The 26,474-nt window shown below is 45.2% G+C and carries 21 protein-coding genes; 12 read left to right on the forward strand and 9 right to left on the reverse strand.

What is annotated here, in order from left to right:
• Positions 1-10 precede the first annotated feature (10 nt).
• On the reverse strand, positions 11-1,132 hold the full coding sequence (mtnA, locus tag MH117_RS00185; protein WP_239326231.1) for an S-methyl-5-thioribose-1-phosphate isomerase: 1,122 nt from the start codon (positions 1,130-1,132) through the stop codon (positions 11-13).
• Entirely contained in the window at positions 1,129-2,370 is a 1,242-nt protein-coding gene (gene mtnK / locus MH117_RS00190) for an S-methyl-5-thioribose kinase (RefSeq protein ID WP_239326233.1), read from the reverse strand. The genes mtnA and mtnK overlap by 4 nt, the downstream gene beginning before the upstream one ends.
• 347 nt (positions 2,371-2,717) lie before the next feature.
• Between mtnK and MH117_RS00195 the strand changes: the two genes are divergently transcribed.
• The 7 genes from MH117_RS00195 to MH117_RS00225 all read left to right on the forward strand — a co-directional run bounded on the left by MH117_RS00195 (position 2,718) and on the right by MH117_RS00225 (position 10,115).
• Positions 2,718-3,158, forward strand: coding sequence for a Dps family protein (locus MH117_RS00195; RefSeq protein WP_239326235.1), 441 nt, complete (start codon positions 2,718-2,720; stop codon positions 3,156-3,158).
• A gap of 405 nt (positions 3,159-3,563) precedes the next feature.
• Complete coding sequence (gene sufC, locus MH117_RS00200) at positions 3,564-4,346, forward strand: Fe-S cluster assembly ATPase SufC (RefSeq protein WP_239326237.1); 783 nt, start codon at positions 3,564-3,566, stop codon at positions 4,344-4,346.
• A 36-nt stretch (positions 4,347-4,382) separates the two neighbouring features.
• Complete coding sequence (sufD, locus tag MH117_RS00205; protein WP_239326239.1) at positions 4,383-5,696, forward strand: Fe-S cluster assembly protein SufD; 1,314 nt, start codon at positions 4,383-4,385, stop codon at positions 5,694-5,696.
• Positions 5,693-6,919: a cysteine desulfurase gene (locus MH117_RS00210; RefSeq protein ID WP_239326241.1), complete on the forward strand. Its 1,227-nt coding sequence runs from the start codon at positions 5,693-5,695 to the stop codon at positions 6,917-6,919. The genes sufD and MH117_RS00210 overlap by 4 nt, the downstream gene beginning before the upstream one ends.
• Complete coding sequence (sufU, locus tag MH117_RS00215; RefSeq protein WP_028546142.1) at positions 6,906-7,328, forward strand: Fe-S cluster assembly sulfur transfer protein SufU; 423 nt, start codon at positions 6,906-6,908, stop codon at positions 7,326-7,328. The genes MH117_RS00210 and sufU overlap by 14 nt, the downstream gene beginning before the upstream one ends.
• Before the next feature lie 45 nt (positions 7,329-7,373).
• The gene (gene sufB, locus MH117_RS00220) at positions 7,374-8,771 is read left to right on the forward strand and encodes a Fe-S cluster assembly protein SufB (RefSeq protein WP_239326243.1); all 1,398 of its coding nucleotides are present in this window, start codon (positions 7,374-7,376) and stop codon (positions 8,769-8,771) included.
• A 933-nt stretch (positions 8,772-9,704) separates the two neighbouring features.
• On the forward strand, positions 9,705-10,115 hold the full coding sequence (locus MH117_RS00225; protein ID WP_239326245.1) for a hypothetical protein: 411 nt from the start codon (positions 9,705-9,707) through the stop codon (positions 10,113-10,115).
• 493 nt (positions 10,116-10,608) lie between these two features.
• Here MH117_RS00225 and MH117_RS00230 read toward each other — a convergent pair whose 3' ends face one another.
• Entirely contained in the window at positions 10,609-11,694 is a 1,086-nt protein-coding gene (locus tag MH117_RS00230; RefSeq protein WP_239326247.1) for an HD-GYP domain-containing protein, read from the reverse strand.
• 289 nt (positions 11,695-11,983) lie between these two features.
• Between MH117_RS00230 and MH117_RS00235 the strand changes: the two genes are divergently transcribed.
• The 4 genes from MH117_RS00235 to yfkAB all read left to right on the forward strand — a co-directional run bounded on the left by MH117_RS00235 (position 11,984) and on the right by yfkAB (position 17,570).
• Entirely contained in the window at positions 11,984-12,808 is an 825-nt protein-coding gene (locus MH117_RS00235; protein WP_239326249.1) for an undecaprenyl-diphosphate phosphatase, read from the forward strand.
• Between the two features lie 132 nt (positions 12,809-12,940).
• Positions 12,941-14,038, forward strand: coding sequence for an HD-GYP domain-containing protein (locus MH117_RS00240; protein ID WP_239326251.1), 1,098 nt, complete (start codon positions 12,941-12,943; stop codon positions 14,036-14,038).
• 31 nt (positions 14,039-14,069) lie between these two features.
• On the forward strand, positions 14,070-16,334 hold the full coding sequence (locus MH117_RS00245; RefSeq protein ID WP_239326253.1) for an MMPL family transporter: 2,265 nt from the start codon (positions 14,070-14,072) through the stop codon (positions 16,332-16,334).
• A gap of 78 nt (positions 16,335-16,412) precedes the next feature.
• A complete protein-coding gene (gene yfkAB / locus MH117_RS00250) occupies positions 16,413-17,570 on the forward strand; it encodes a radical SAM/CxCxxxxC motif protein YfkAB (protein WP_481857232.1) in 1,158 nt (385 codons plus the stop codon).
• A 219-nt stretch (positions 17,571-17,789) separates the two neighbouring features.
• Here yfkAB and MH117_RS00255 read toward each other — a convergent pair whose 3' ends face one another.
• Positions 17,790-18,782: a YpdA family putative bacillithiol disulfide reductase gene (locus tag MH117_RS00255; RefSeq protein WP_239326255.1), complete on the reverse strand. Its 993-nt coding sequence runs from the start codon at positions 18,780-18,782 to the stop codon at positions 17,790-17,792.
• Positions 18,783-18,990: 208 nt separating this feature from the next.
• On the opposite strand from MH117_RS00255, the gene MH117_RS00260 reads away from it, so the two are divergent.
• Positions 18,991-19,668: an HAD family hydrolase gene (locus MH117_RS00260; RefSeq protein WP_239326257.1), complete on the forward strand. Its 678-nt coding sequence runs from the start codon at positions 18,991-18,993 to the stop codon at positions 19,666-19,668.
• Positions 19,669-19,775: 107 nt separating this feature from the next.
• Here MH117_RS00260 and MH117_RS00265 read toward each other — a convergent pair whose 3' ends face one another.
• From MH117_RS00265 to MH117_RS00285, 5 genes are read right to left on the reverse strand one after another with little or no spacing between them, the layout of a single operon-like run.
• Entirely contained in the window at positions 19,776-21,272 is a 1,497-nt protein-coding gene (locus tag MH117_RS00265) for a YheC/YheD family endospore coat-associated protein (protein ID WP_343224421.1), read from the reverse strand.
• 25 nt (positions 21,273-21,297) lie between these two features.
• On the reverse strand, positions 21,298-22,398 hold the full coding sequence (locus MH117_RS00270; RefSeq protein ID WP_275444495.1) for a YheC/YheD family protein: 1,101 nt from the start codon (positions 22,396-22,398) through the stop codon (positions 21,298-21,300).
• Between the two features lie 5 nt (positions 22,399-22,403).
• Positions 22,404-23,780, reverse strand: coding sequence for a YheC/YheD family endospore coat-associated protein (locus tag MH117_RS00275; RefSeq protein ID WP_239326261.1), 1,377 nt, complete (start codon positions 23,778-23,780; stop codon positions 22,404-22,406).
• Positions 23,777-24,934, reverse strand: a complete 1,158-nt coding sequence (locus MH117_RS00280) for a YheC/YheD family endospore coat-associated protein (protein WP_239326263.1) — start codon at positions 24,932-24,934, stop codon at positions 23,777-23,779. The genes MH117_RS00275 and MH117_RS00280 overlap by 4 nt, the downstream gene beginning before the upstream one ends.
• A 43-nt stretch (positions 24,935-24,977) precedes the next feature.
• Positions 24,978-26,348, reverse strand: a complete 1,371-nt coding sequence (locus tag MH117_RS00285; RefSeq protein ID WP_239326265.1) for a YheC/YheD family endospore coat-associated protein — start codon at positions 26,346-26,348, stop codon at positions 24,978-24,980.
• Positions 26,349-26,474: the final 126 nt, after the last annotated feature.

The following is a 26,474-nucleotide window of genomic DNA, read 5'->3' on the forward strand; positions in this document are numbered from 1 at the left end:
AAAGTTTACATTAATCTGCAATCGGCAATGCTGCTCGCTTCATGATGTCTTGCAGGGAGGTTACATAATCAGGCTCTACGATGCCGTGCTCCGTAATAATAGCTGTCACATACTCATTTGGTGTCACATCAAATGCTGGATTGTATACCTTAATGTTCTCAGGCGCTGTGCGTGAGCCAAATGCTTCAGTAATCTCGCGTTCATGCCGTTCTTCAATCGGAATCAGTTCGCCAGAAGAGGTGTTCAGATCGATCGTAGACGTTGGACAAGCAACGTAGAATGGAATTCCGTGAGCCTTGGCGAGCACAGCGAGTCCGTAAGTACCGATCTTGTTAGCTACATCGCCGTTTGCTGCAACCCGATCTGTACCAACTATTACGGCTTGAACCCAACCTTTCTGCATTACCATGGCGGCCATGTTGTCACAGATCAAAGTTACATCGATGCCGGCCTGCTGGAGTTCAAATGCGGTCAGGCGTGCGCCTTGCAGGACAGGTCTGGTCTCATCTGCAAATACTTTTAATTGTATGCCCCGCTCTTGAGCCAAATACATGGGTGCAAGTGCTGTGCCATACTTGGCTGTCGCAAGTCCCCCTGCATTGCAGTGGGTAAGAACGCCCATTCCATCATGGAATAAAGAGAGGGCATGCTCGCCGATTTGACGGCATACTTCCTCATCCTCCTGATGAATCAATACCGCTTCTTCAAGCAGCAGCTCATTCAGTGAGGCCACAGCAATATTGCTCACTGTCATTAATTGCGAGGCTCGATTGCGCATGCGATCCAATGCCCAGAACAAATTTACAGCTGTAGGCCGGGATGTCGCCAAGTAGTCTGCATGTGTGTTCACAGATTTAAGCCACTCAAGTGGGCTTGCTGCTTTGTCATTAAGAGCGCCAAGCACAACGCCGTATGCTGCAGCGATGCCAATCGCAGGTGCGCCGCGTACGACCATATCATGAATAGCATGCCAAACCTGACTGACTTCAGTCAGTCGCTCCATCACGATCTGAGTAGGCAGGAGCCGCTGGTCTAGCAGCTCTAACTCGTAATGTTCTGTCCAGCGGACGGATACAAGTGGTTCATAACGCTGTATGGATAGGTCAAGTGTATGATCCTGTTGGTTGCTCATGATACATGTACTCCTTTAAATGCTTGATTCGCAGCATCAATCAACTCATCGATGGAATGGATGCTGCGATTAGATGTTACCAATGCCTTACCGATAGAGAGTGCTGTACGCTGAGCTTGTTCTTTCGAGGACGTATCCGGAATCGTGTCAATGTCAGCTACATGCGCCAATCCTACGATTCTGCGAATCATCTTGCAACCAGCATAACCTGCTGTGTCCCTTAATACTTCCAGCAAATAATGGTCCTGATAGCCATGGGCCGTTGACAGGCGATCGACGCCGTGTTGATTCCAAAGCGTGCGGAACTTCATTTCGAACAGATTCCAAATGTCTCGAATCGTTGTCAGCAAATAATCTCGATATTGCTCGCGCTTGGTTACATCTTGAATCCAGAATTGTTGACCTGCCGCATTCAAGAGCAGATTGCCGATGACTGCGCCGATATCAAAGCCCATCGGACCGTAGTACGCAAATTCAGGATCAATTACTTTAGTTGATGCAGGCGTAATAAAGATGCTGCCGGTATGTAAATCACCGTGCAGCAGCGCCTGTGACTGCGACAAGAACTTTTGTCTTAACAGCATGACCTCGAACTGAAGCGATTGATCGCTGCATAATGCGGTATGCTCGTCCAATATGGCGGAATCTATATTATTATTACTTGAGTTCGTATAGGGATCATCAAAAATGAGATCTTCGGTAATCTTACATAACTCCGGGTTAATAAACTTTTCAACTTGCCGCTTCTTGTCCTGCTGATTCATGCCGAGATCGGACGTACTGAACAGCGTCTGGGCGAGAAACTCCGAAATATGCTCTGCAAACAGCGGATATTTGGTACCTGCTATAAGTCCTTGGCGCATAATGACATGATCACTTAGGTCTTCCATAACAGTCATCGCCATATCTGCATCAAACAGATAGACTTGCGGCACAAGCTCTGGGACTGACTTTCCTTGCAAGAGGAGCGCTTCGCTTTCAATCCGTGCACGATCTATCGTCAGCGGCCAAGATTCTCCTACAACTTTTGCATAAGGAAGAGCTTGCTTGATAATAATACTTTTGTTAAGGTCTCCGTTTGCGTGTAAGGCTTGAATTCGGAACACTAGATTCAGATTTCCGTCGCCGATTTCTTCACATCGCAGTTCTGAACCAGGGGTGAAGAACCCTTTTAGGTTGCGCGCTACTTCGATTGCGTCTTCAACGGACAAGGGATGGTAAGTTGTAGCTTTTATCATAGGCGAAAAGACACCTCCCGAGTTACAATATTCCTTCAATAGAAGGTTTTACATGTTATATGCTTGCGGAATAGTATAAAGTATTTTTTTGCCTATTTAAATACTAATTTTGAAAGTGATGTTTCATGAGACGCGGACAGGGTAAATAATGATATAAGCCAGCTGGCAAAATATGCAGTAACAGTGGCAGTGGCGATCCATTAAGCGATTATGGAAGTGTAAAATATTACTACATAACGAGTTTCGGGAATCGCTTGATAAAAAGTAATTATTAGATTAGAATAATTATCAACAAGTAGTTATTAAATTTAATTTTCACACACTTTAATTTATAGGAGGCTTTTCCCATGGCTAAAGAAAATCTTCAGAAATTATTAAATCAAGAGGTAGCGAATTTGAACGTACTGTATGTGAAGCTGCATAATTACCATTGGTTTGTTAAAGGACATTTGTTCTTTACCCTGCATGAGAAATTTGAAGAGCTCTACAACGATGTTACGTTGAAAATGGATGAAGTAGCAGAACGTCTTTTAACCATTGGTGGTAAGCCTTACGCAACAATGAAAGAATATTTGGCACATACAACACTGGGTGAAGGTGACAGTGCTATTCCAGCAGACAAGATGGTTAAGCAGTTGATTGCAGATTTTAACCAATTAAATAAAGAGTTTGAAGAAGCTATGGCTGCTGCAGAAGAAGCAGGAGACGAGGCGACAAGTGATATGTTCTTGGGCATTAAGTCCGACTTCGAAAAACATGTGTGGATGCTTGATGCATACATGGGTTAATTTTAATTCACAGCATACGGATACAACTCGGTAGTATATAATTCCAATCAAAATACTAAGAATTTAGTCAACATCAGCAAGCGCATCCGTATAAGGATGCGCTTTTATTTCGAGAATTTAAATTTTTAGCCTTTATAAAATAAATACTATTTATTTTGGAAAGAGATTGTAAATGCCGAAAACGTGATAATACTGGTGTTATAAGGGTCATGATAGGGGAGTGAGGTTGAAATGGTAAGTTGAAACAATTAAAATCATATTGAGAATCATTGAGAATCACTTTATAATAACTATAATGTGATAAATTTTATAGAATTCACGCTTGGCTGTTTTAAGAACCGCATATTCACTTCAAGTTATTTATAAGCAACTATCAAACCATGAACATTTGGAGGTACAGGACACATGGCAACTCAATTCGTCATTGATGGTCTGAAAGCGACCATTGAAGGAAAAGAAATTTTAAAAGGTATCAATTTGGAAATGAAGGGTGGCGAGGTTCACGCTATCATGGGACCAAACGGTACTGGTAAAAGTACTCTTGCGTCTGCTCTGATGGGTCATCCTAAGTATGAAGTGACAGATGGTGCTGTTTCTCTCGATGGGGAAGATGTACTCGAAATGGAAGTAGACGAGCGCGCACGTGCAGGTCTGTTCCTTGCTATGCAATATCCAAGTGAGATTGCTGGCGTTACGAACTCTGATTTCTTGCGCAGTGCGATTAACGCACGTCGTGGTGAAGGAAACGAGATTTCCCTTATCAAGTTCATTCGCCAAATGGAAAGTAAGATGAAGGAATTGGACATGAACGATGAGTTCGCACATCGTTACCTGAATGAAGGTTTCTCCGGTGGTGAGAAGAAGCGTAACGAGATTCTGCAAATGATGATGATCGAGCCTAAGATTGTTATTCTCGATGAGATCGACTCTGGTCTGGATATCGATGCGTTGAAGATCGTAGCAAACGGTGTAAATGCGATGCGCAACGAAGATCGCGGCTTCTTGATTATTACGCACTACCAACGTCTGTTGAACTACATCAATCCAGATTTCGTCCATGTGATGATGCAAGGCCGTATCGTAAAATCCGGCGGACCAGAGCTTGCACAGCGTCTGGAAGCAGAAGGTTACGATTGGGTAAAAGAAGAGCTAGGCATTACAGACGAAACTGTTGGTCATGACGAGTAGTCGTAACGATCGATAGACAGGAGGAGCGATAGACCGATGAGTACCGAAACTGTAGTACCCGTAGACCGCGAAGCGGTCGCTGCTCTTTCCCGCAGCAAACAAGAGCCTGCTTGGTTAGCGGAGCAACGTTTGCGAGCACTGGATAAAGCAGCAACACTTGAGAATCCAAAGCTCGAGAAAACAAAAATAGATCGCTGGAACATTTCTGAGTATGGTAAGGCTGCTGATGTGCAAGCAGTAGCCAACCTTTCCGAAGTGCCTGCTGCTGCACGTAATATTTTGCGGGGTGAGAATAATGTTGACCCAAGCAGTGTGCTGGTACAGGTAAATTCCGGTGTTATATATGCAACGCTTCAAGATGAGTTGAAGCAACAAGGTGTTATTTTTACAGATTTGGAGACAGCTGCTCGTGAGCATGAAGAGCTGGTCAAACCTTATCTGATGCAAGCTGTTCAAGCAGATGAGCACCGTGTTGCTGCCCTGCATGCAGCGGTATGGAATGGTGGAGCCTTCTTGTATGTGCCAAAGAACGTCGAAGTTGATATTCCACTTCAAGCCTTGTTCTATCATCAGGATGCGAACGCGACATTTGCACCGCATGTACTGATTGTTGCAGATACAAACAGCCGTGTGAACTACGTGGATAACTATATTTCCGATGAGCATGATACACCGTCCGTTCATAACGGCGTTGTTGAAATATTTGTCAAGGCTGGAGCGAAGGTGACTTATGCTTCTATCCACCATTTATCTGAAGCAACAGCTGATATCTCTTTCCGCCGTGCGATTGTGGAAAATGACGGCGAGATCGAGTGGATTGTCGGTGAAATGCATAACGGCAATGCAGTATCCGAAACAACTTCGATTCTGAAGGGTAATGGTGCAAACTCGGATGCGAAACTGATTTGCATTGGTAATGGAGAGCAGAAGCTGAACATTACGACAAAAGCCGTTCATTTCGGCAAGAGTACAAACAGTCAGATGATTACTCGCGCAGTTATGCGTGAAGCGGCTACGGCGATCATCAACGGAATTACGAAGATCGAGAAGGGCGCCACAAAAGCAGACGGCCAGCAGACAGAACGTGTATTGATGCTTAGCCCTAAAGCACGCGGCGATGCGAACCCGATTCTCCTGATCGACGAAGATGACGTAACGGCAGGACACGCAGCATCTGCGGGTCAAGTCAACCAAGAACAGGTCTACTATATGATGTCACGCGGAATCTCTCGCTCTGATGCTGAGAACTTAATCATTCGCGGCTTCTTGGCACCAGTAGTATCGGATATTCCTAACGAGCAGCTGCAGCAGCTTCTCAAGCGTTACATTGAAAGGAAGTTAGGACAATGATTGGACGCGAACTTCGTGAGCAGTTTCCGATTCTAAATCAGAACGTCAACGGATACCCGTTAGTATATCTGGATAGCGCAGCTACATCACAGAAGCCACACCGTGTGATTGAGGCGGTTAAGAAATATTACGAATGGGACAATTCTAACGTACATCGCGGCGTGCATACCCTTGGTTCACGTGCGACGGACGCTTACGAAGGTGCGCGTGAGAAAGTGGCGCGCTTCCTCCATGCGAAGAGCCCAGAGGAGATCGTCTTTACACGTGGTACAACAACTGCGCTGAATCTGGTAGCGAGCTCTTATGCACGCTCGGTGTGCAAAGAGGGAGACGAGATCGTGATTACGCCAATGGAGCATCACAGCAATCTGATCCCTTGGCAGCAAGCAGCTAAAGCAACAGGAGCTACACTTAAATATATACCGCTGCAGGATGATGGAACGATCTCACTTGCAGATGTAGAAGCAACGATCACGGATCATACGAAGGTTGTATCTGTGATGTACGTCTCCAACGTGCTTGGCCTTGTAAATCCGATTAAGGAGATTGGTGAGATTGCACACCGTCACGGTGCCGTAATGGTTGTGGACGGGGCACAGAGCTCACCGCATATGAAAGTGGACGTACAGGATTTGAACTGTGACTTCTATACTTTGTCCGGTCATAAGATGTGCGGCCCTACTGGAATCGGCGCTTTATATGGCAAGAAAGCCCTGTTGAATCAGATGGAACCAATCGAATACGGCGGCGAGATGATCGACTTTGTTGATTTGTATGAATCAACATGGAAAGATACTCCATGGCGGTTTGAGGGCGGAACGCCTATTATTGCAGGTGCAGTTGGCCTGGGGGCAGCAATTGATTTCCTACTGGAAATCGGAATGGATACAATTCATGAACATGAGCGTAAGTTGGCGGCATATGCATATGATAAGTTATCTATGATTGACGGCATCACTATCTTTGGTCCTGAGCAAGATCGTGTAGGTCTGGTGACGTTTAATCTGGATGACATTCATCCGCATGATGTAGCTACGGTTCTGGATGCTAAAGGTATCGCTATTCGAGCAGGACATCACTGCTGTCAGCCGTTGATGAGATGGCTGGAAGTGAGCGCCACGGCAAGAGCGAGCTTTTATTTATACAACACAGAGCATGACATTGACCAGCTTGTAAAGGCGTTGCTGGAGACAAAGGAGTATTTTAGCGATGCAATTGGATGATTTGTACCGCCGCGTCATCATGGACCACTATAAGAAACCGCGGAATCGGGGTACATTTGAGGCCGATGCGGTGACGATAGACCTGAACAATCCAACCTGTGGAGATCGTATCTCGCTGCAGTTAAAGGTTGAAGACGGCATTGTACAGGATGCTCGCTATACTGGGGAAGGCTGTTCGATCAGCATGTCCAGTGCTTCGATGATGACGGACGCAGTGAAGGGCATGAAGCTGGAGCAGGCGCTGGAGTTTGCAGACCGCTTCTCTGCTATGGTTAAGGGTGAAGATGTAACATTTGACGAATATGAAGATATTGAGGCGTTGTCGGGCGTATGCAAGTTCCCGGCACGTATAAAGTGTGCGACGTTGGCTTGGAATGCGTTGCGAAAAGGAATTGAAGAGCCTAAATAGGCTCTTGAGTGAGTACGTAACCCGTACAAAAGGAGGTACACGGCTATGGCTAAGCAAATGCCTGAAATGGAAGAGTATAAATATGGCTTCCGCGACAATCACCAAGCGGTGTTCCAATCCGGTAAAGGCTTGACACCGGAAATCGTCAAGGAAATTTCTAAGATTAAAGGCGAGTCCGAATGGATGTTGAACTTCCGTTTGAAATCGCTGGATCAATTTAACAAGATGGAAACACCAAATTGGGGCGGAGATCTCGATGGACTCGATTTTAACGATATCCAGTACTATGTTCGCCCTTCCGAGAAGCAAGGAAAGACGTGGGAAGAGGTTCCTGCGGAAATTAAAGAAACGTTTGATAAGCTTGGTATTCCTGAAGCGGAGCAAAAGTTCTTGGCAGGGGTATCCGCTCAGTACGAATCTGAGGTTGTATACCACAGCATGCAGAAAGATCTTGAAGACCAGGGCGTTATCTTTACAGATACGGACACAGCGCTTCGTGAACATCCAGAGCTGTTCAAAGAGTACTTTGGAACAGTTGTTCCAATTGCAGACAACAAGTTTGCGGCACTGAACAGTGCGGTATGGTCTGGAGGAAGTTTCATTTATGTTCCGAAGGGCGTAAAATGTGAAATTCCGTTACAAGCATATTTCCGTATTAACTCGGAAAATATGGGCCAATTCGAGCGTACGCTCATCATCGCGGACGAAGATAGCTTTGTTCACTATGTCGAAGGCTGTACAGCTCCTATTTACAGCACCAATTCATTGCACAGTGCGGTTGTTGAGATTATCGTCAAGAAGAACGCTCGCGTTCGTTACACGACGATTCAGAACTGGGCGCCTAACATTTACAACCTAGTGACGAAGCGTGCTGTATGTGAAGAAAATGCGAACATGGAGTGGGTTGACGGCAACATCGGCTCCAAGTTGACGATGAAGTATCCAGCGGTAATATTAAAAGGCCGTGGCGCTAAAGGCTCAGTGTTGTCCATTGCAGTTGCGGGCAAAGGTCAGCATCAAGACGCTGGAGCAAAAATGATTCATCTTGCACCTGACACGACTTCGACGATTATTTCCAAGTCGATCTCGAAGCACGGCGGCAAGGTGACGTATCGTGGTCTGGCATCGTTTGGTCGTAATTCGGAAGGTTCCAAGTCTAACGTTAAGTGTGATACATTGATTTTGGATAACGAGTCGACTTCTGATACTATTCCATACAATGAGATTATGAATGACAACATTCAGCTAGAACATGAAGCTACCGTGTCCAAAGTATCCGAAGACCAACTCTTCTATTTGATGAGCCGCGGTTTGACTGAGAACGAGGCTACACAAATGATCGTAATGGGCTTTATTGAACCATTCACCAAAGAACTGCCGATGGAATACGCGGTAGAGATGAATAGATTGATCAAATTCGAGATGGAAGGCTCCATCGGATAAGACGGCAACCCTCTTGCTATAGCAAGAGGGTTGATTTTTTATGCAGCTTGTCTTTATGAGTGCTCGTTGCAGCCCAACATAAATAATGAGTGTCTATTAAGGGATGCTGTCCTTGCGAAGGAGGGTAACTAACGTTAGGATGTGGATAAATAATCATAAATGTGAGGCTGATGGACAAAAGCAGGCCAGTCTGGTCATTGTACATTAGGTTGCAGACAAATATTTTTTGAAAATAGATTGATGGAATTATAGATCCGGAGTGAAATTATATTCTGAAATTCAGGGTGATTTAGTTGCAATTAAGTTCCAAATCATGGTATTGTAGATGTTGTTAAGATAGTGGATGGATAAGCAGCAGAGTATCACTTTTCCTATTTGACCTTCTCCAAGGCCTTGTCTTCCTGTTCTATACTACCGAATTCCCCCTTTTTGCTTTAAACCCTCTCCATATTTAAGATATGTTGTCTTTATGCCTACACGGTATCATTTAAAACCTCATCAGTACGAGCTTCTTTCTTTATATGTATAGCCTCCAGTATAAAGTTTATCTGATTGTTTTGCTGCTACACTTTCTAGTTCTGACCGCTTTATGTTGCTGTGCTAGTCTGTTCTTATTTTTATTGCACAGTGTTTTATACTGTTTTGCTTTGCACGTTCATTATTTTTGCAATTATTTGTAATGGATAAAATAGCTGTATTTCTTCATTTTGCAATTTGATTAGTTGGTACTTCACAGCTTATTTCATGTAGCTATCTTTATATGCGAGTTAAGTAAGCTACATGATCAAGTGGGAACTTGGGGAAAGATGTGATTGATAACATAATTATGGTAATAAATAAATTTATTGTTAAATATAAAAATATATGGACAATAAAATAGGACTGTGTATAATAGAGCTGTAACATATTTTAATTTTTAGGAGGTTTTGGTTTATGGTTAAACGTTTTTCTCTGGCTCTGTTGTCGGTTGGACTGCTGCTGTCTATTGGTTCAGGGGCTGTTTTGGCTCAAGGAACCCCAGTACCACAAGCGAATGTGGAGAAGGTAGAGCAGAACGCCTTGTTAGCAAACGGAACTTTATATGTAACATGGAATAAAATTAGCAATGCAGACTACTACGAAGTCTCTTATCGTAATTTGGCAACAAACATTGCAACTACTCATACGATAACTGGTGCAAACAACACTTCATTTAATTGGAGCTTGCAACCAGCCCATTATAGAGTTTGGGTAGGTGCTTATAAATCTAATGGCCAGTTAATCCTTCAATCCGATGCAGTAGAGGGAGTATTTATTACATCAGGCCAGTTAAAGTTTGTTCCTCTTACAATCTACAAACCATAAATGCATCCCTTTACACCTCTAGGATTTTACACGGTAGTTCCCACTTTATTTCCTCTCACAAGCTGACAGAAGGCAAGATCCGGCACCTAATTCAATACGTGATTAACTTTGGGATAGGTCCTGCTTAGGGCCTGTCCCATTTGCATTTAGAGGACTATGAAGAACTGTGAATAGAAAAAAAGTGTTTAAAAAGCAGTTTAAATTGGTAATCAGTTAAAGCGCCTATGAGGAAAAGGGGTTGCTGTATAGTTAAAGGGGAGGGTTCTCTACAGGTAATACTAAGAGGGAGATGTCCTTTAACCTTAGTTGGTGTGCTTTGTTTCATATTAGCATTCAAACAACATATTTATAATAAAATGATGCAATGCTTGGGGGATTATCCTACTATTAGTCGGATTGTCATACCGGGCTCTTTTTCGAGGAAGTAGTATTTGTATTAGACCATCATTCAACAAAATAGGCCTGTCCATAGTGGACAAGCCTATTGATTGTTCTATTCGTGAAGTACACGTTCGATCTCCAGCTTGCGATTCTGGGACAGATCAATAAATTGCTGGTCCACACGGACAAGCGGTCTGAAAAATTCAGTGTTATGATTCATAACGATAATTCCAGTACGGCCATCTGTTAGGACGACTTGCTTATGTAAGAAATTAGGAAGCATATAGCGAATAAAAGTATGTGTAATCACAGGATCGAGCTGGTCGAAGCTCATCTGATACAGTTCCTTTAATACGCTGAATAAATCTTGCTTCTCGCGGTATGCTCGCTTGGAGATCATGGCGCTGTATACATCGGCTACAGCAACGATCTTGGCAACTTTATGAATCTGATCGCCTGTTAACGACAACGGGTATCCGCTTCCATTCATTCGCTCATGATGCTGCAAAGCGGCAAATGAAAGCCAGTCGTCATTGTAGCTGGCATTAATAATCTCATGTCCAGCGATTGTGTGTTTCTTCATTTGCTCGAATTCATCTGGCGTAAGCGGAGACGGCTTGTTCAGAATGGCTTGATCAATACGGCATTTGCCGATATCATGCAAGTAACCTGCTTTGCCGATTCGCAGTGATTCGCTTGGACTATAACCAAGCCACGTAGCCAAGAAATACGATAACATGCTGACTTTAATCGATTGCTGGCACGTATAGTCGTCCTCTGAATTCAATTGCAATAATAAGGATACGACATCACGTTCTTTCTTGAATTCCTCCAGCAGCGGGGTAATCGTATTCTCCACAACTTCATGGACGATTACACCATTGGCCTGTGCATGATTAAACAACAAATTAGTGTCTTTAAGCGCTTCCTCATACCTCGGGAAAAAGCGATCATGAACGGAGGCTGGAGCAGCTTCCTTCAATTCTGCCGCGGCAGCCGTCAGTGTCATGGTATCGATATTGGATTGCGGGCTTACTCTTTCCATAATATCCAGCATATCGATATTATGACGTTTAAGAATGGCTATATCTCGGTCTCTAATAATGGTGCCAGCTGATATAATGTTAACTCCATTCTCATTAAAAATATCCTTGATGATAATATCTCCATCATGTACTTCAGTAACATGAACGCGCATGGTGCGATTCACCGATCCCTAACTGTATTTGACTTCATGTAAGGTTATCATAACAACATTATTCCAGCCATACAATAACATTAGGCAAAAAAACAGCTATATTGACGAATAATCATGAATTATATTCTAATTTGTAGATTTCTATTAAGTTGAAATGGAAACTTTTGTGCGCAAGGGGGTGGATTTGCCCACCATAGTCATTCTTTATGGTTTCTGATATGCTTATAGTTGGCTTCTGGGACATACATATAAGGTAGCGTTCTTACGAATGAGAGGAGTGTGCTTTTATATGCTAACCGTTTTAGTTGCCATCTTTCTAGGTGTGGTAGAAGGTCTAACAGAATTTATTCCTGTATCCTCAACTGGACATATGATTTTGACGGCCAAGCTGATGGGGATTAATGATCAGAGTGAGCTGTTGAAATCATTTGAGATCGCGATCCAGCTAGGAGCTATATTAGCAATCACGATTGTATACTGGAATCGCATATTATCGATGTTTGGATTAAAGCAGCAAACCGTCTCTAAAGGATATGTACCGCAGAAACAGCTTAATTTGCTGCATGTAGCATTAGGCATCACACCTGCATTGTTGACAGCATATCTGGCCAAAGACTTTATTAAAAACTTGTTCAGCGCCAGCACGGTACTGTGGGCATTAGTCGCAGGAGCTATATTTATGTTAGCTGCTGAGTGGGTCGGTTCACGACGTCGTCCCTCGGCGGAAACATTGGATGAAATTAGCTACGGCCAGGCGTTAATGATCGGCATTTATCAGATCATCTCCGTGCTATGGCCTGGATTCTCCCGTTCCGGTTCGACGATGTCAGGAGGCATGTTGAGCGGAGTGAGTTATCGGGCAGCGGCGGATTTTTCTTTCTTGATGGCCATACCCATTATGATAGTTGTTTGCGGGTATGAATTAATGAACAGCTATAAGTTGTTTACACCTGGAGTGCTTGGCTTTTTTGCACTTGGATTTATCGTGTCGTTTGCTGTTGCATACATAGTTGTGGTGGCCTTTTTGAGTCATATTCAAAATATTAAGCTGTGGCATTTTGCAATATATCGGCTTGTGCTGGCGGGAACTTTCTGGTTTTTTGTTATGCGTTAGGCCTGATCGACGGACAACTGTGATTTCTGATCGCTTTATAATCGTCATGGACGCGAAGAAATGTTATGATATGGACAAGTGCTCCATGCAATATGTGTAGCAAAGATAGTCTACAGCAGGGGTTGACAATGTTTGCGTTATGTTCCGATATCTGCATGCCAAAGCGGCATGCGTCTCGCCAAAAAAGTTTATAATGAAGAAGGAATGGTTCTGTTAAGTGAGAACGTCGAGCTCAACGACAGCTTCATCAAACGTCTCAGAGATATGGGGGTGTCGTATGTATATGTAGAAGATATGCATACGGAAGGTATTAACGCACCGAATATACTGAGTGAGGAGACGAGAAGAGAAGCCAATCGTATGATTCGACGCGAGTTCAAGCGCCTGATGACGGGATCCGTACTGCGAAAGCATAGCGGTCCAAGTGACATGAGCGGAGCTTTTTCCCGATTGCTAGACAGTATCATTGATGACATATCCAGCCATGAAGATGCGATGGTTATGCTCGGAGACATACAGACGGCGGATTTATACGTGTTTAAGCATTCGTTAAATGTATGCGTGTATACGACGATGTTTGGAATATATCATGGATACGCCAAGGAAGAACTTAAGATGTTATCGATGGGCGCTTTGCTCCATGACATTGGGAAGACGCAGCTAGACCTTCAAATTTTGAATAAACCCGGAAGACTGTCTGACTATGAATTTTCCCATATTAAGAGCCATACGGAGCTTGGATTTCGTATTCTTAAAAATGAACCCAATATTCCATTAATTGTGGCTCATTGTGCCTATCAACATCATGAGAGGTTAAATGGGAGTGGGTATCCAAGGGGAATCCTGTCAGATCATATTCATGAATATGCGAAATGGATCGCGATTGCGGATTCTTTTGATGCGATGACATCACACCGCGTTTATCGGTCAGCCATGCAGCCACATGAAGCGTTGGAGATCCTTTACACAGGCTCAGGCACGTTATATGATCAGTCCATGCTCGCTTTGTTCCGTGATCGGATCGCTGTGTATCCGCTTGGAATGACGGTTGAGTTAAGCACGGGCGAGGTCGGTGTCATATCGAAGATTAATTCGAAGATTCCTCAGCGTCCCATTGTGCGTTTATTGCTTGATCCAGAGGGTAAACCATACTCGGATATGAAAGACATAGATTTGTCACTTAAGCTAAATGTTGTGATTACGGGATATCGGACGGATATTATGGCTTAGAGCAAAGTGTTCATTAACGGAGGGACTTTCAGTGCGGGAAACGGATAAGCAGGGCGTGTTCTGGAGATGGGGAACGCTCATATACCGCCATCGTAAGCTGGTGATAAGTCTATGGCTTGTTTTATTTGCAGCAATGGCTATATTTGCGGTTCAGGTCCCCTCGTTATTAAAAGATAACGGCTTTACTCCTAATGGCAGCGAATCAGACCAGGGATTAAAGCTTCTTCGTGAACAGATGCATATTTCATCCAATGCGCTGGATATCGTGTATAAGAGTAAAGATAGTTCCTCTCTGCTATCAGAGCGTGCTAAGGCACGTATAATGGATTCGTTATCTGAACTTCGGCAGCAATCATATGTAACCGACATTTTGTTTGCGGAATATACACGTGTTTCAGAACGCAATGACATTATAGCCGTGAGTGTGTTGCTGGATCTGGATACCAACGATGCTTTGGAATTATATCCTTCCATACGCAACCTGATTCCATCGATGGTGGATATGGATACCTATGTTAGCGGCGCGACACCTGTGTACTATGATATGCAGGTGGCAAGCAAGAACGATATTGTAAAGTCGGAGCTGATCGGATTACCGATTGCACTGCTTGTTCTGCTGCTCGTATTTGGAACATGGCTGGCCGGTGTACTACCGCTTGTTGTCGGATTATTAAGTGTGACGACTACGCTTGGACTTATTTATTTTATTTCCTTTGTATCGAGCCCGCTCAGTAATTTCTTGCCTAATTTGGTGTCGATGCTTGGACTTGCTGTTGGTATTGATTACGCATTATTTATGGTCAGCCGCTTTAGGGAAGAGCTCCGCAATCAGGGTACTCTCGAAGGTGCTGTAGCCATGACTGCTCAGAAAGCAGGCCAATCTATCTTTTTCTCAGGTGTTGCGGTGCTTATTGGATTAGTCGCGATGGCTTTTATCGATTTGTCTTTATTCCGTTCGTTGGCGCTTGGCGGTGTAATTGTGGTGACGATATCGGTCGTTGTCGGCAATACATTGCTGTTGGCGCTATTTGGCATGATCGGGGAGCGAATCAACAGGTATCCAGTTATTCCGCTGCGTTGGCGTCGTCGAAAGCGTAAGTTGGCTGATAACTGCCAAGGCGAAGGGAAGCTGAAGGAAGGGTTCTGGGGCAAGGTTGCTTATGGAGTGATGTCACGCCCAATCACAATTGTTGTGCTGCTTACGCTTGGCTTAATCGTGTGTGCTTGGCCAGTGGGCAGTATGAAGATTGGTATCCCCAATGCAGAAGTGCTGCCGCCTACATATGAATCAAGACATGGCGCCGACTTGATGGAGCTTGTATATGATAAGCGTGAGATCAATTCATTGCATGTGCTGCTAAGGTTGGAACAGGCTTACACGGAAGCGCGCTCGATTGAGCAAGCAGAGCAGTTGGAACGTGAGATCGCGTCACTGCCTAGTGTATTGCGTGTGCAGAGCTACGTATCGTTAGTCAGCAATTTGCCATCCACAGAAGCGAAGTTGGCCGCAATTCGCCAGCCTGCTATTCAAAGCCAATTGGAGCATCGGCATCTGGCAAATGGCCATTATGTTATGCTCCATGTTGTGCCAAGAGTCAATACAGATGGGGATCAGGCCTTTAACCTCGTTCGAGACTTGAGAGGCTTGGAGCTGCAGGGGACAGATATTTATGTGACCGGGGGGCCCGCATATCGCCTTGATATTGTAGAACGAATTACAACTGCCCTGCCATTTGTAGTGATCTTTATACTGACAGTGACGTATGTTGTGCTATTTTTGGCCTTCCGATCTGTACTGCTTCCGCTAAAGGCTGTGTTGATGAATGTACTGAGTCTGGGCGCAAGTCTCGGCATAGTGGTGCTCGTGTTCCAGTATGGCTACATGGCAGACTTATTTAAGGTTACCTCAACTGGAATTGTAGTTGCGATGCTGCCGGTCATCATTTTTTGTGTTGTATTTGGCATATCTATGGACTATGAAGTGTTTCTTCTGTCTCGTATTGCTGAGGAGTATGAGGCCAGTGGGGATAATGAGCGCAGCACTGCCGAGGGGCTGAAAAAGACAGGCGGGATTATTACGAGTGCGGCTTTTATCTTAATAGCAGTGGTCGGCGCTTTTATATTTACAGATAATGAAATGATGAAGGCGATCGGATTAGGCTTAGCAACATCGGTCCTGTTGGATGCAACCTTAATTCGGATATTCCTTGTACCGGCATTAATGAAGCTGATGGGTCGCGCCAACTGGTGGTCGCCCTGGCATAAGCGCCCCAATTCTTCACGTGACGCTGCTTAATGAAGTGATCCGTCATTTAACTATATAATAGATAGCTAGTTTATAGGCAATAAGAAAGTATGGTGAGCTACAATGAAAATGATGCAAGAACAACAACCGCAAACTGATGTGAGAACGGAACAAGTGCTGACGCCGTTGTCACCCGCATATGATCCTTGGGACCCTATTCGATCATTACATCAGTATAATCAACATAAACTGACAAGTGTAGAGATGACAGTTGCCCAAGTATGCAACATGAGATGTGAGCATTGTGCTGTCGGACACACGTTAATTATGCGCGAACCAAACATGCTGCCGGTGGATTTGATGCTAAAACGGCTGGATGAAGTCGAGCATTTGGAGACAATTAGTATTACCGGAGGCGAGCCAACGTTCCATTTGTCTACAGTCACCGATTATATCGTACCAATTCTAAAGTATGCGCGTGATCGAGGAATCCGTTCACAGCTTAATTCGAACGTAACCTTGGATTATCGACGTTATGAGCTTATTGCTCCTTATCTGGATGTCATGCATATTTCTTTTAACTATACGAATGCGGAAGACTTCCATGAAGTTGGATTTGTTCATACCAATCATCATATCTCTCCCAAAGTATCGGCTAAGTGGTACGAACAAATGATGGAAAATACCCGTAAATTAACAGCTGGCGGCTTGCTTGTATCTGCGGAAACGATGATTAATTATCGGACACACGATAAGTTGGGGGAAATGCATCGCCTTATTCAAGAAATGGGATGCCAGCGTCACGAGGTGCATCCGATGTACCCGAGTTCGTTTGCACAGCATTTGCCAATGCTGCCGATCGATACGCTCAGACAGTCTATTCACAAGCTGCTTGACGTTCGTAATCCGGACATGTGGATGTTGTTTGGCACACTGCCTTTTTATGCCTGCAACAGCAATGAAGAAGATCAGAAGCTCATTCGCCGTCTGCATACAGAGCCTAACGTTACCGTTAGGAATGACCCAGACGGGCGCAACCGTTTAAATGTAAACATGTTTAATGGTGAAGTGTACGTAACTGATTTTGCGGATATCCCATCCTTCGGCAGTATTCATGCCTCGAAGCTGGATGATATCTTTAATGAATGGCTAACCGCACATCCGCTCTCAGCATCCGTGAATTGCCATTGTCCGGCGGCACGCTGCTGCGGGCCTAACTTGCTCGTGGCAGAAATGTACTATCAAGGTATTGACTTTAGAAAGCGGACTTCGACACTATCAATTTAGTGAAGCGATGGTATCTTGTTTATTCTTGGTGCAGAACAGGGGACATTTACCCGTATCATCCTATTGGATTGTAAATATTCGATTACAAAGAAACAGGCCCCACCTACAGATCAGCATACCTGTAGGTGGGGCCTGTTGTGTGTTCTGATAACGGGAATATGTGCATGAAGCATTAATGGTATGGGAATAGCCCACTCAAGCAGCTTAAGTTCAGTCAGTTTATAAAGTCCGTTGTGCTTGGATATGTTGGGCAATCAGCTTCCCATGGCCACGTCCAGTTTCAATAAAAATTTCATTGGCGTTTCTGCCAGAGGCAATGACACCTGCTATGTAAAGACCTTTAATATTGGTCTGCATAGTAGCTGGATCGAATACAGGCTTTTCTCTATCTTCTTGCAGTTGGACACCTGTCTGCTCCAACATACGACGATCCGGCCTGAAGCCAGTTAGCGCCAGCACGAAACGGCAAGGCAGCCGCTCTATGTACTGACCTTCTGCAGCGGCAATTGTAACATGATCTGGTTCAATAGTGGTTACTTGAGAACTTAAATTCATCGTGATAAGCCCCTTTGCAACCATGCTGTCAAAGATAGGGCGCACCCACGGCTTAATATGTTCTGATATGACAGGTCCTCGGTGTACGATCGTCACCCTTGCACCAACTCGTAGCAATTCCAAAGAGGCGTCAACAGCGGAATTGTTGCAACCAATGATGACAACGTCCATTCCTGCGTACGGATGTGCTTCCTGGAAATAATGGGATACATGCGGTAGATCTTCCCCAGGAATGCCCAGCATATTAGGGTGGTCGAAATAACCTGTAGCATCAATGACATAGGGAGAGGAATAGATAACAGTCTCACCAGAAGTCTTTCTTGTTGTTACAAGAAATGTGCAGTCTGATTGTTTGGTAATAGCGATCGCTTCCTCGTAAGCGTTAATTTTTAGTTGGTAACGCTCCGCCACCTTCAGATAATAGACAAGTGCTTCGTGTCGATATGGCTTTTCATTTGGTGTAGTAAATGGAACGTTACCTATCTCCAACAGCTCCGGCGTGCTGAAAAATTGAAGATTAGTTGGGTAACGATAAATGGAATTCACCAAGTTATGCTTTTCAATTATTAACGGCTCGATGCCGATGTTCTTCAGTTCAATCGCGGCTGACAATCCGCATGGACCGGCGCCAACGATGATGGCTTCTGCATAATTCATGAATACGCCTCCAAGGTCTAGCATAATAAAAGATTCACCTTTTATGGTAGCAGGTTGATTGCAGGAAATCCAATGGCTTGCTTACAAAAAGTTTATGAAAATTCGGACAATCAGGTGGGTGTTAGCAACATTTGTATGATATATTGGACACATTCCTTTTAAGGAAGACATAGGTTCTGATTACTTATACAAAGGATGGGATTGTGGAATGAATAAGCCGCAAGCGATTATTTTTGATATGGATGGTACGTTGTTCCAGACAGAGACTCTGCTGCTGCCAGCCTATCATCGGTTGTTTGATCGCCTTCGCGAGGAAGGGCTGTTCGAAGGTCCGACACCGCCTGAGGAGTATATATTGAGTTCGTTAGGCATGCTGCTTGAGGCGATTTGGCAGCGTGTCATGCCGGATGCCAGCGAAGAAGCTCGTCTGCGTGCCGATGCGTTGTTATTAGAAGAAGAACTGGCAGGCTTGAAGCAGGGAGGTTCCTCTTTATACCCTGAGGTGGAAGGGGTGCTTCATCAGCTGCATCAGCAGGGAGTAAAGCTGTTTGTAGCAAGTAATGGCCTGGAGCCTTATGTAAAAGGTGTTGCAGAAGCACATCGTATTCATGAGCTGTTTGATGGCTTGTATAGTGCGGGAGGGCATCGTACGTCCTCCAAAGTGGATCTGGTTCGTATTCTGCTTAAGGAACATGGGATCACATCGGCATGGATGGTCGGGGACCGTTCATCGGACGTGGAGGCAGGCAAGGAGAATGATCTGACGGTGATCGGCTGTACGTATGCAGGCTTTGGGGGAGAAGAAGAACTGAAAGGTTCTGACTTCTATATTAACCATTTCCGAGAGTTGCTGTCGCTGTATGAGCGGAGTGCTGAGCTGTCATAATTAGTGGAAACGTGCTGTGCAGCAAACTCGATCCGACATAAAGAAGAGCAGCCTAGGCAAGCGACCGGCTGCTCCTCTTGTATTTGATCATATGTCTGAAGCTGTAACTATTGAGAGTCTTTATGTTTGGACTGTTGGATAATATCCAGAATGGCCTGGGTCTCATCGGAATCAATGTGATTACAAGCGTGACTTTCTGGCTGTGTCGCTGACGTATCTTCATCTGAAACCCCCTGCCAGTGTCTCCGAGTAGGTCTTTTGCGGGCTGATGGTTTTAAGGGATAGAATGGATAATAGGGGCGGAAGCGACGATAGGCCGGAGTAGAACTGCGTGTCTTCTTTACACGGTTAGATCTGGACGGCATTCGTATGCCTACGAACGGCTCTGTTGATGGAGGCATGCCGGACAGCTTTAAGGTTGAGGCGGCCTCTTCATTAGCTGGTGGCTCTTTGGAGACAATTTCCTTATTCGAGTGCTTAGGTTCGCGGGTACGTGCATCAGGACTTACTTTATTCTCATACAGCCAGATCGCATATTCCAAAGGTCTTGATAGAGCCAAACGATACGTGTCGCGATCTCCAATCCGGGCAAACACTTCACGTGCCGGCTTTGGATTAACTTCTAGTAGCCATATTTTACCGTTTCTTTCGATGGCGAGATCTAAGGCCAGTTCACATAATGCGCCGTACTTTTTTTCCAGAAAACGAGCAACGGCGACTCCTAATTGTTCAGCGTTAGCTTTCACTTCGTTGATTCTCTTCTCATCTCCGATCCACTGCCTGAGCAGCGTATCCATTCTTACCGCTTCTCCGCCGCCATGTAGATTAGAGGTAATGCTTTTGGCGGCGCCGATGCGGGCGGCGCATCCTGTCACTGTCCACTGCCCACTGCCATCCTTCTGCACGAGCATGCGATAATCGTGAACACGTCCATTCGGTAAATTAAGCGATATGCCCTGCTGCACCAAGTAACGTTCTTTGGCATGCCAAGAGGCAAGCTTTAATGTGAGTTGAGACCACGTCATTTTTTGCGGTTTGATGATACGCCGCTGATGGTCTCTTCCTTGCACGAATACGGTCTGACTGGATGACTTTAGACGCTCAATTCTTAAGATACCACGGCCGCCTGTGCCATTTATCGGCTTCAAGTATACAACGGGATCTCGCTTGATCATTTGTTGTACGTCAGCAACTGACGAATACAGCTTTGTTTTAGGCAAGGATAGATGAATCTCAGCGTCCTCTCCAAGCACCTGATAGATGGTCCATTTGTTGCGGAGTGGTCGATTCATAAAATGAAGATGATGGTATTTTGTACGAAATTTTCGTAATTGCTCGAACCGATAGCTGCTCTGCAAGCGGCAGCGATCAAATATAAGGTGGGGAAACTTCATCCATTTGCGTGACCAACGGTTGTTGTCTGGATTGTATACCAAAGCATGAATTTTTCGCATTTGCTCATTGACATCTTGCGGCGTAAATACAAAGACTTCGATGCCGAGCTTCTTGCCTGCTGCTATCATCTTCTGATATACAGGACGCTCTTCTAATTGCTTCTGTTCATTCATATATAACGTGAGTATGCCAAGTATAGGCTGAGTCAAAATGCATTCACCTTCTTTTTGTCCGTTATCCGCTGTTCTTGGCAAGATACGTGCTGTATTGGAAAATTCGTTCTAAAGAACATCTGCGAATGTGCGGCTCGTCAAACTTCATGGGCTTTGCATTCGCCTCAAAGAACCAGATTCCTCCGCTTGCATCCACGCCTAGATCCATAGACATCTCGCCAAGCGTGTGTCCTGACCCACGCTCCACTTGTCGAGCAATGACTAACGAAGCATTTCGCGCACGGGTCATGATTTGCGAGGCTTGCACCTCGCCAAAAATTGAAGTCAGCAATTTCTCCGGGTCATCTATGCTTCCGCCACGCGGCACATGCGTGGTGATACTTAATACACCAGCTATCCGAGCGCCAACACCCGTTATGTCCCATTCGCCCATTTGATTTTTTTGAACGAGTACACGCAAGTCAAACGGCCGACGATTAATAGCTGCAAGGGAGATTCCTTGTTGAATGATGTAATGGCTTTGACCTGCTTGTTTGCGAATACGTGACCATAACTTACTGATATGCGCGCTTTTATACGAGGTGCTTCCTTTTCTGTCCTGTATTTTTAAGCGGAACTTTAACGTTTTCGCTTGGTTGACTCGCAGTGTCATAATTCCCATTCCCGCTTTGCCTGTCTCTGGTTTTAAATACACATAGGCATGACGATTCAGCATTTTGCCAAGGCTGGCAGAAGTCGTGAGCTTTCGTGTACTGGGAATGTAGGGCTTAGTCGTTTTTGATTTTTTAAGCCATTCAAACAAGTTCCATTTATTAAAAAAGTACGGATTAAACATACGAATCGTAGGATGGGCTAGAATCGACTTGATTTTGCTGTTCACACTTGGCTGCATTTCATCTTCCCGGAGTGGAATGCGATTATAGATAACGTGAGGCAGAGGAAACCAGCCCTGCTGCCACACGTTGCTTTCTGGAACATAGTTATAACCGATTACCCGTTTTGCATTTAACTTAAGATCTTTAACGGTCACGATATAGACGTTAAAGCCGAGCTCTTTACCGGTCATGAGCAGGTCGGTAAAATTTTCGCGATTTCCTCTGAAATATTCATTGTCGTCATCAATGGTGAGAATGGCCACAATCGGCAATTGCTCTTGTTCCATTCCATTCACTGCTCATCCCTCCTGCGAAATTTACTTAGGAATAGGCAGTGTTCCAATATATGCTCGATGGAAGACTTACCTTCGATCTTCAAAGAAGGGTGCTTGAAGATCGATCGTCCAGGCTTGGCGTTAGCTTCGAACATCCATACATGCTCATCACGGTCGATACCCAGATCAAAGCCTATTTCTCCGATAAGGTGCGGGTGATTTCGTTCTATCGCTTCAGCCAGTTCAATGGCAACTTCTTTGGCTCGATCCAGCACTTCATCCGCGCGTTCGCCAAACGTGCGTTCAAGTGCCTGCCTCGGAGCCATCAACTGCCCTCCGTTTTTAACATGGGTAGTTACACTGCCTTTACCCGCCTTCTTCGCACCAATGCCGACGACGACCCATTGATCGTCCCCGTTTTTGTGCATATGGAAGCGGAAATCGATGGGACAACCATCGATCTCGGCAAGACGTACGCCTTGCTGCACGACATAACCCCGCAGCTGCCGTCCGTGCCGACCTTGGAGCATCCGCATCAAACTGCTGAAATGTTTAAATCGCAGCAGTACGTTTTTACCATTATTTGTGTAACGGGCAAAGTAACCTTTCTTCGTGAGATAGGTTAAGCGGTAAATACCGATGCCGAGGCTGCCAGCGGTAGGCTTATAATAGACGAACTGATGCCGCTCCAGCATCTCCCTGATGGTGTCCGAATTTGGATTCATAACGGATTCAGGCACGTACCTGTTTGCATCCAGTTCACCTTCCAGCAGTGCATACACATCAGATTTGTTAAAGAAACTCCAATTGAAGAAAGGGATCTTTTTCCGAATAAACCGTTCTCGTAAATTGTTGATGCCAGTAGAAGTCTCAGCTCTTCTGCTTGGAAGGCGATTATATATAACATCAGGCAGTGGCACGGTCTTTCTTACCCACCCCCCGTACTCATTTAAAAAGTAAGCCAATACCGTTTCGTTAGACCAATTAATATCGCGTGGGGCAAAGGCGAAAACATAAGCTTTGTTGTGGCCGGCGCGAAGTATTTGTTTAATAAATCCGGTACGGCTGCCAAAGGGGCTGGTCGTTGAACGAATGGAGGCATCGGACAATATGCCGATTAACGGACCGAGCTGAATATGACCATCACTTTCATTTAACAGAAATACGCTGCCTGATTTGGGAACTTTTACAGTAGTGCGTATCCCTGAAGAAATATACAGATGTTTGCCGGCTTTTTTGATCGGTTTTAATGTAACTGGAATACTGGTTCTGCCAAGACGCAAGCGAATTGATCTTTTGTTGGACAGCTTCAGTTGTTTTAATAGTGTGTGGGATACATAGATCATTTTTTCGGAATTTGGCGTCAGATGGACGTTGCAAACCGTCAAACTCATGGACAGACCCTCCTAAGATGTCGAACCAAGACATGGCGAGCGTATAAAATGGGACGTTCTACCGCATGCATCTCGGCTTCGCGTTCACCGGTGTGTTCAAATACGGCCCGACCCGGCTTCGAATTAACCTCAAGCAGCCAAATTCGCGAACTTCTATCAATTCCAAAGTCAATGCCTAACTCTGCCAGACGCCCATGGCGTGCTTCCAAAGCCTCGGGGATACATTCACTATATTGAATAATGTCGTGAATGAGCTGCTGTGACACGCTGGCGCCATATTGAGCTTTCAAGTATTGTGCCGCATCCGCAGCATGGCCTCCACCATGAAGATTGGATGTAATGCCATTTTCAAGACCGATGCGTACGGCCATGCCGGTGAGCGCCCAACGGCCAGTTTCGTCTTTTTGCATAAGTGTCCGCAGATCAAAAGGCTCTTCCTCTGGACTATTTAAGGTCAAGTAGGGCTGCAGCACATATTTTCGACCGTTGATGAAGCTATGAATCCAATGTAGTCCAGCTTGAAGGCGATCGAAGTTGTGCTCAAATGGCTGATTGCTGTCATCGCGTCCTTTAACGACGATGGTATATCCTCTGATGGAGGAGGAATCGGCATGAGCCGATGAACCAAGGCGTTGGATGAACAACGCGGATCTGCCCTTGCTCCCACTGTGAGGCTTAAGAAATGCTTTGCCTTGATGCTCATGGAGGAAGTCATTCAGTGCTTTAACGCCACTGTATAATGATGTTTCTGGAAGCAGATGTTTAATGCTGTCAATGCGTGACAGGGAACGATACATATCCCATTTTCCGCCTAGTCCGACACTGAGCCATGCTGTACCTGACAGCCTCATTCGGGCGACAGCAGCTCGATTTTTCCGATATTGTACCTCGTTGGTAAAAGTTAGACGGTCGTAGACAAGTTTGGGTATCGGAGCGGTTACACTTTTCCACTCTTGATCTTCGTACGTGTATCCCCTCACCAGTCGCTTGCCCCAATCGATCCAGTGAGGAGAGAAGATAAGGACGGGGACACCCCGTTTTTGCCCGGATAGACACAATTTTCGGCAGAATGCAGTTTCTGCGAACGGAGGAGAGCCGACTCTTTCATTTTGTAGTATGCCTAACGTGTCTAGTGGACCTTTCATAAGGCTCATGGAACTCCACCTCCTTCTAGAGGATGTCTCAAGATAAGACAGATTAGAACCCAGCCAAGTATTTTGCATATTCGACCACTTTACGGACAGAAGGGCGAATCTTATTGTCGTTAAGCGGCGTGTTGTCATTTTTGGACGGCTTAGAGTTTACTTCCAGCAGCCATACTTTCCCGCTGCTGTCAACCGCGAGGTCAATGCCAAGCTCACCGAAATGCGCAGGAATTTGCGTATCGATGCCACGCGCAATCTCAAGTGAAGCATGCTGGAGGCGGTTGTAGACATCTGATCTTGCACCTGCTGGTAAGTTGGACTTGACAACTGCTTCTTTAACGGTGCTTAATGTACCACCTCGAGCCAAATTGGACACAAAATGCTGTGTGCTTGCCGTTCTGGCGACGATAGAAGTAAGCGTCCATTTACCGGTTGCATTTTTCTGAACAAGAGCACGGAAATCGACCGGACGACCCCCGTTTTCCATCAAATGAAGTCCCTGCTGAATCTGATATCGATTGGCCTTCAGCTTGGAGGAAAGACTAGAGAACAACTTGACCAAGCTGTTGAAGCTTTGTCTTCGCGTGCCGTTAACTGTGCTGTACATCGCTTGATAGGATTGATCGTTCAATCTGGTTACGCGGATAATACCTTTGCCAAGACTGCCCCTGGCGGGCTTTAGGAAGACGGTATGATATCGGGAGCACATCGTCTTTAAAGTCTGGAAATTACGAAGCAGATACGACTCCGGCAAATAGCGGGATGGATTGGAATCTCGCTTCAATGCGTCAAATACTTCGGTTTTATCCAAAAACTTTTCATTAAAGACATGTGACTTATACCGTGCCTTCGCCTCCCTCATAAAGTGCTGTACCGTTTCTCTGTTTTCAGTCTTGCGGGAGGTTAAGCGATTGTTAATGACGTCAGGAACAGGCACCTCTGTCTGCTGCCACGATTTATTCTGATAGACCCAGGCCCTGATGCTGTTGACATGCTGTTCAATGTGCTCTGGCGTAAAAAAGCAGACACAGGCACCTTGTGACTGGCAAGCATCCACAAGCTCTTTGCAGAACGCCGTAATCGGACCAAACGGTTTATCCGGTGAATCAGGTCGGTCTCGGCTGATCAGAATGCCAATGAATGGACCGATAGCGAGCGTCTGTGATGAGGCATGGTACACAACTCGCAGCGATTGGCCGGATACGACGCCTAGAGAGCCCGCAAGCGTTTGATTCATACGCAGTCCGTCGAAGCGAGGCACCGGTATTACAATGATCTGCTGCTTAAACGATCCAAATCGTAAAGTCAGTGATTGATTTACTGGAATCTTCCACTGCTTCACTTTCGCTTCGCCAATCATCAGCACCTCATTGCGCAATAGACTGGGGCTTATCACCTGGAGCGCCACTTTCCATTTAGACATGTTGGTTCTCCTTCCAACGACCACTTGCATGGATGATCTCGGTAATCGCCGTTCGAGGCGTTTACAGGTGAACTATGACCAATGATTTATCATATGAGGACATATTTTCCTTGGTGATTGACCTAG

It is taken from the genome of Paenibacillus sp. ACRRX (genome assembly GCF_022346885.1).
Taxonomy (GTDB): Bacteria; Bacillota; Bacilli; order Paenibacillales; family Paenibacillaceae; genus Paenibacillus_B.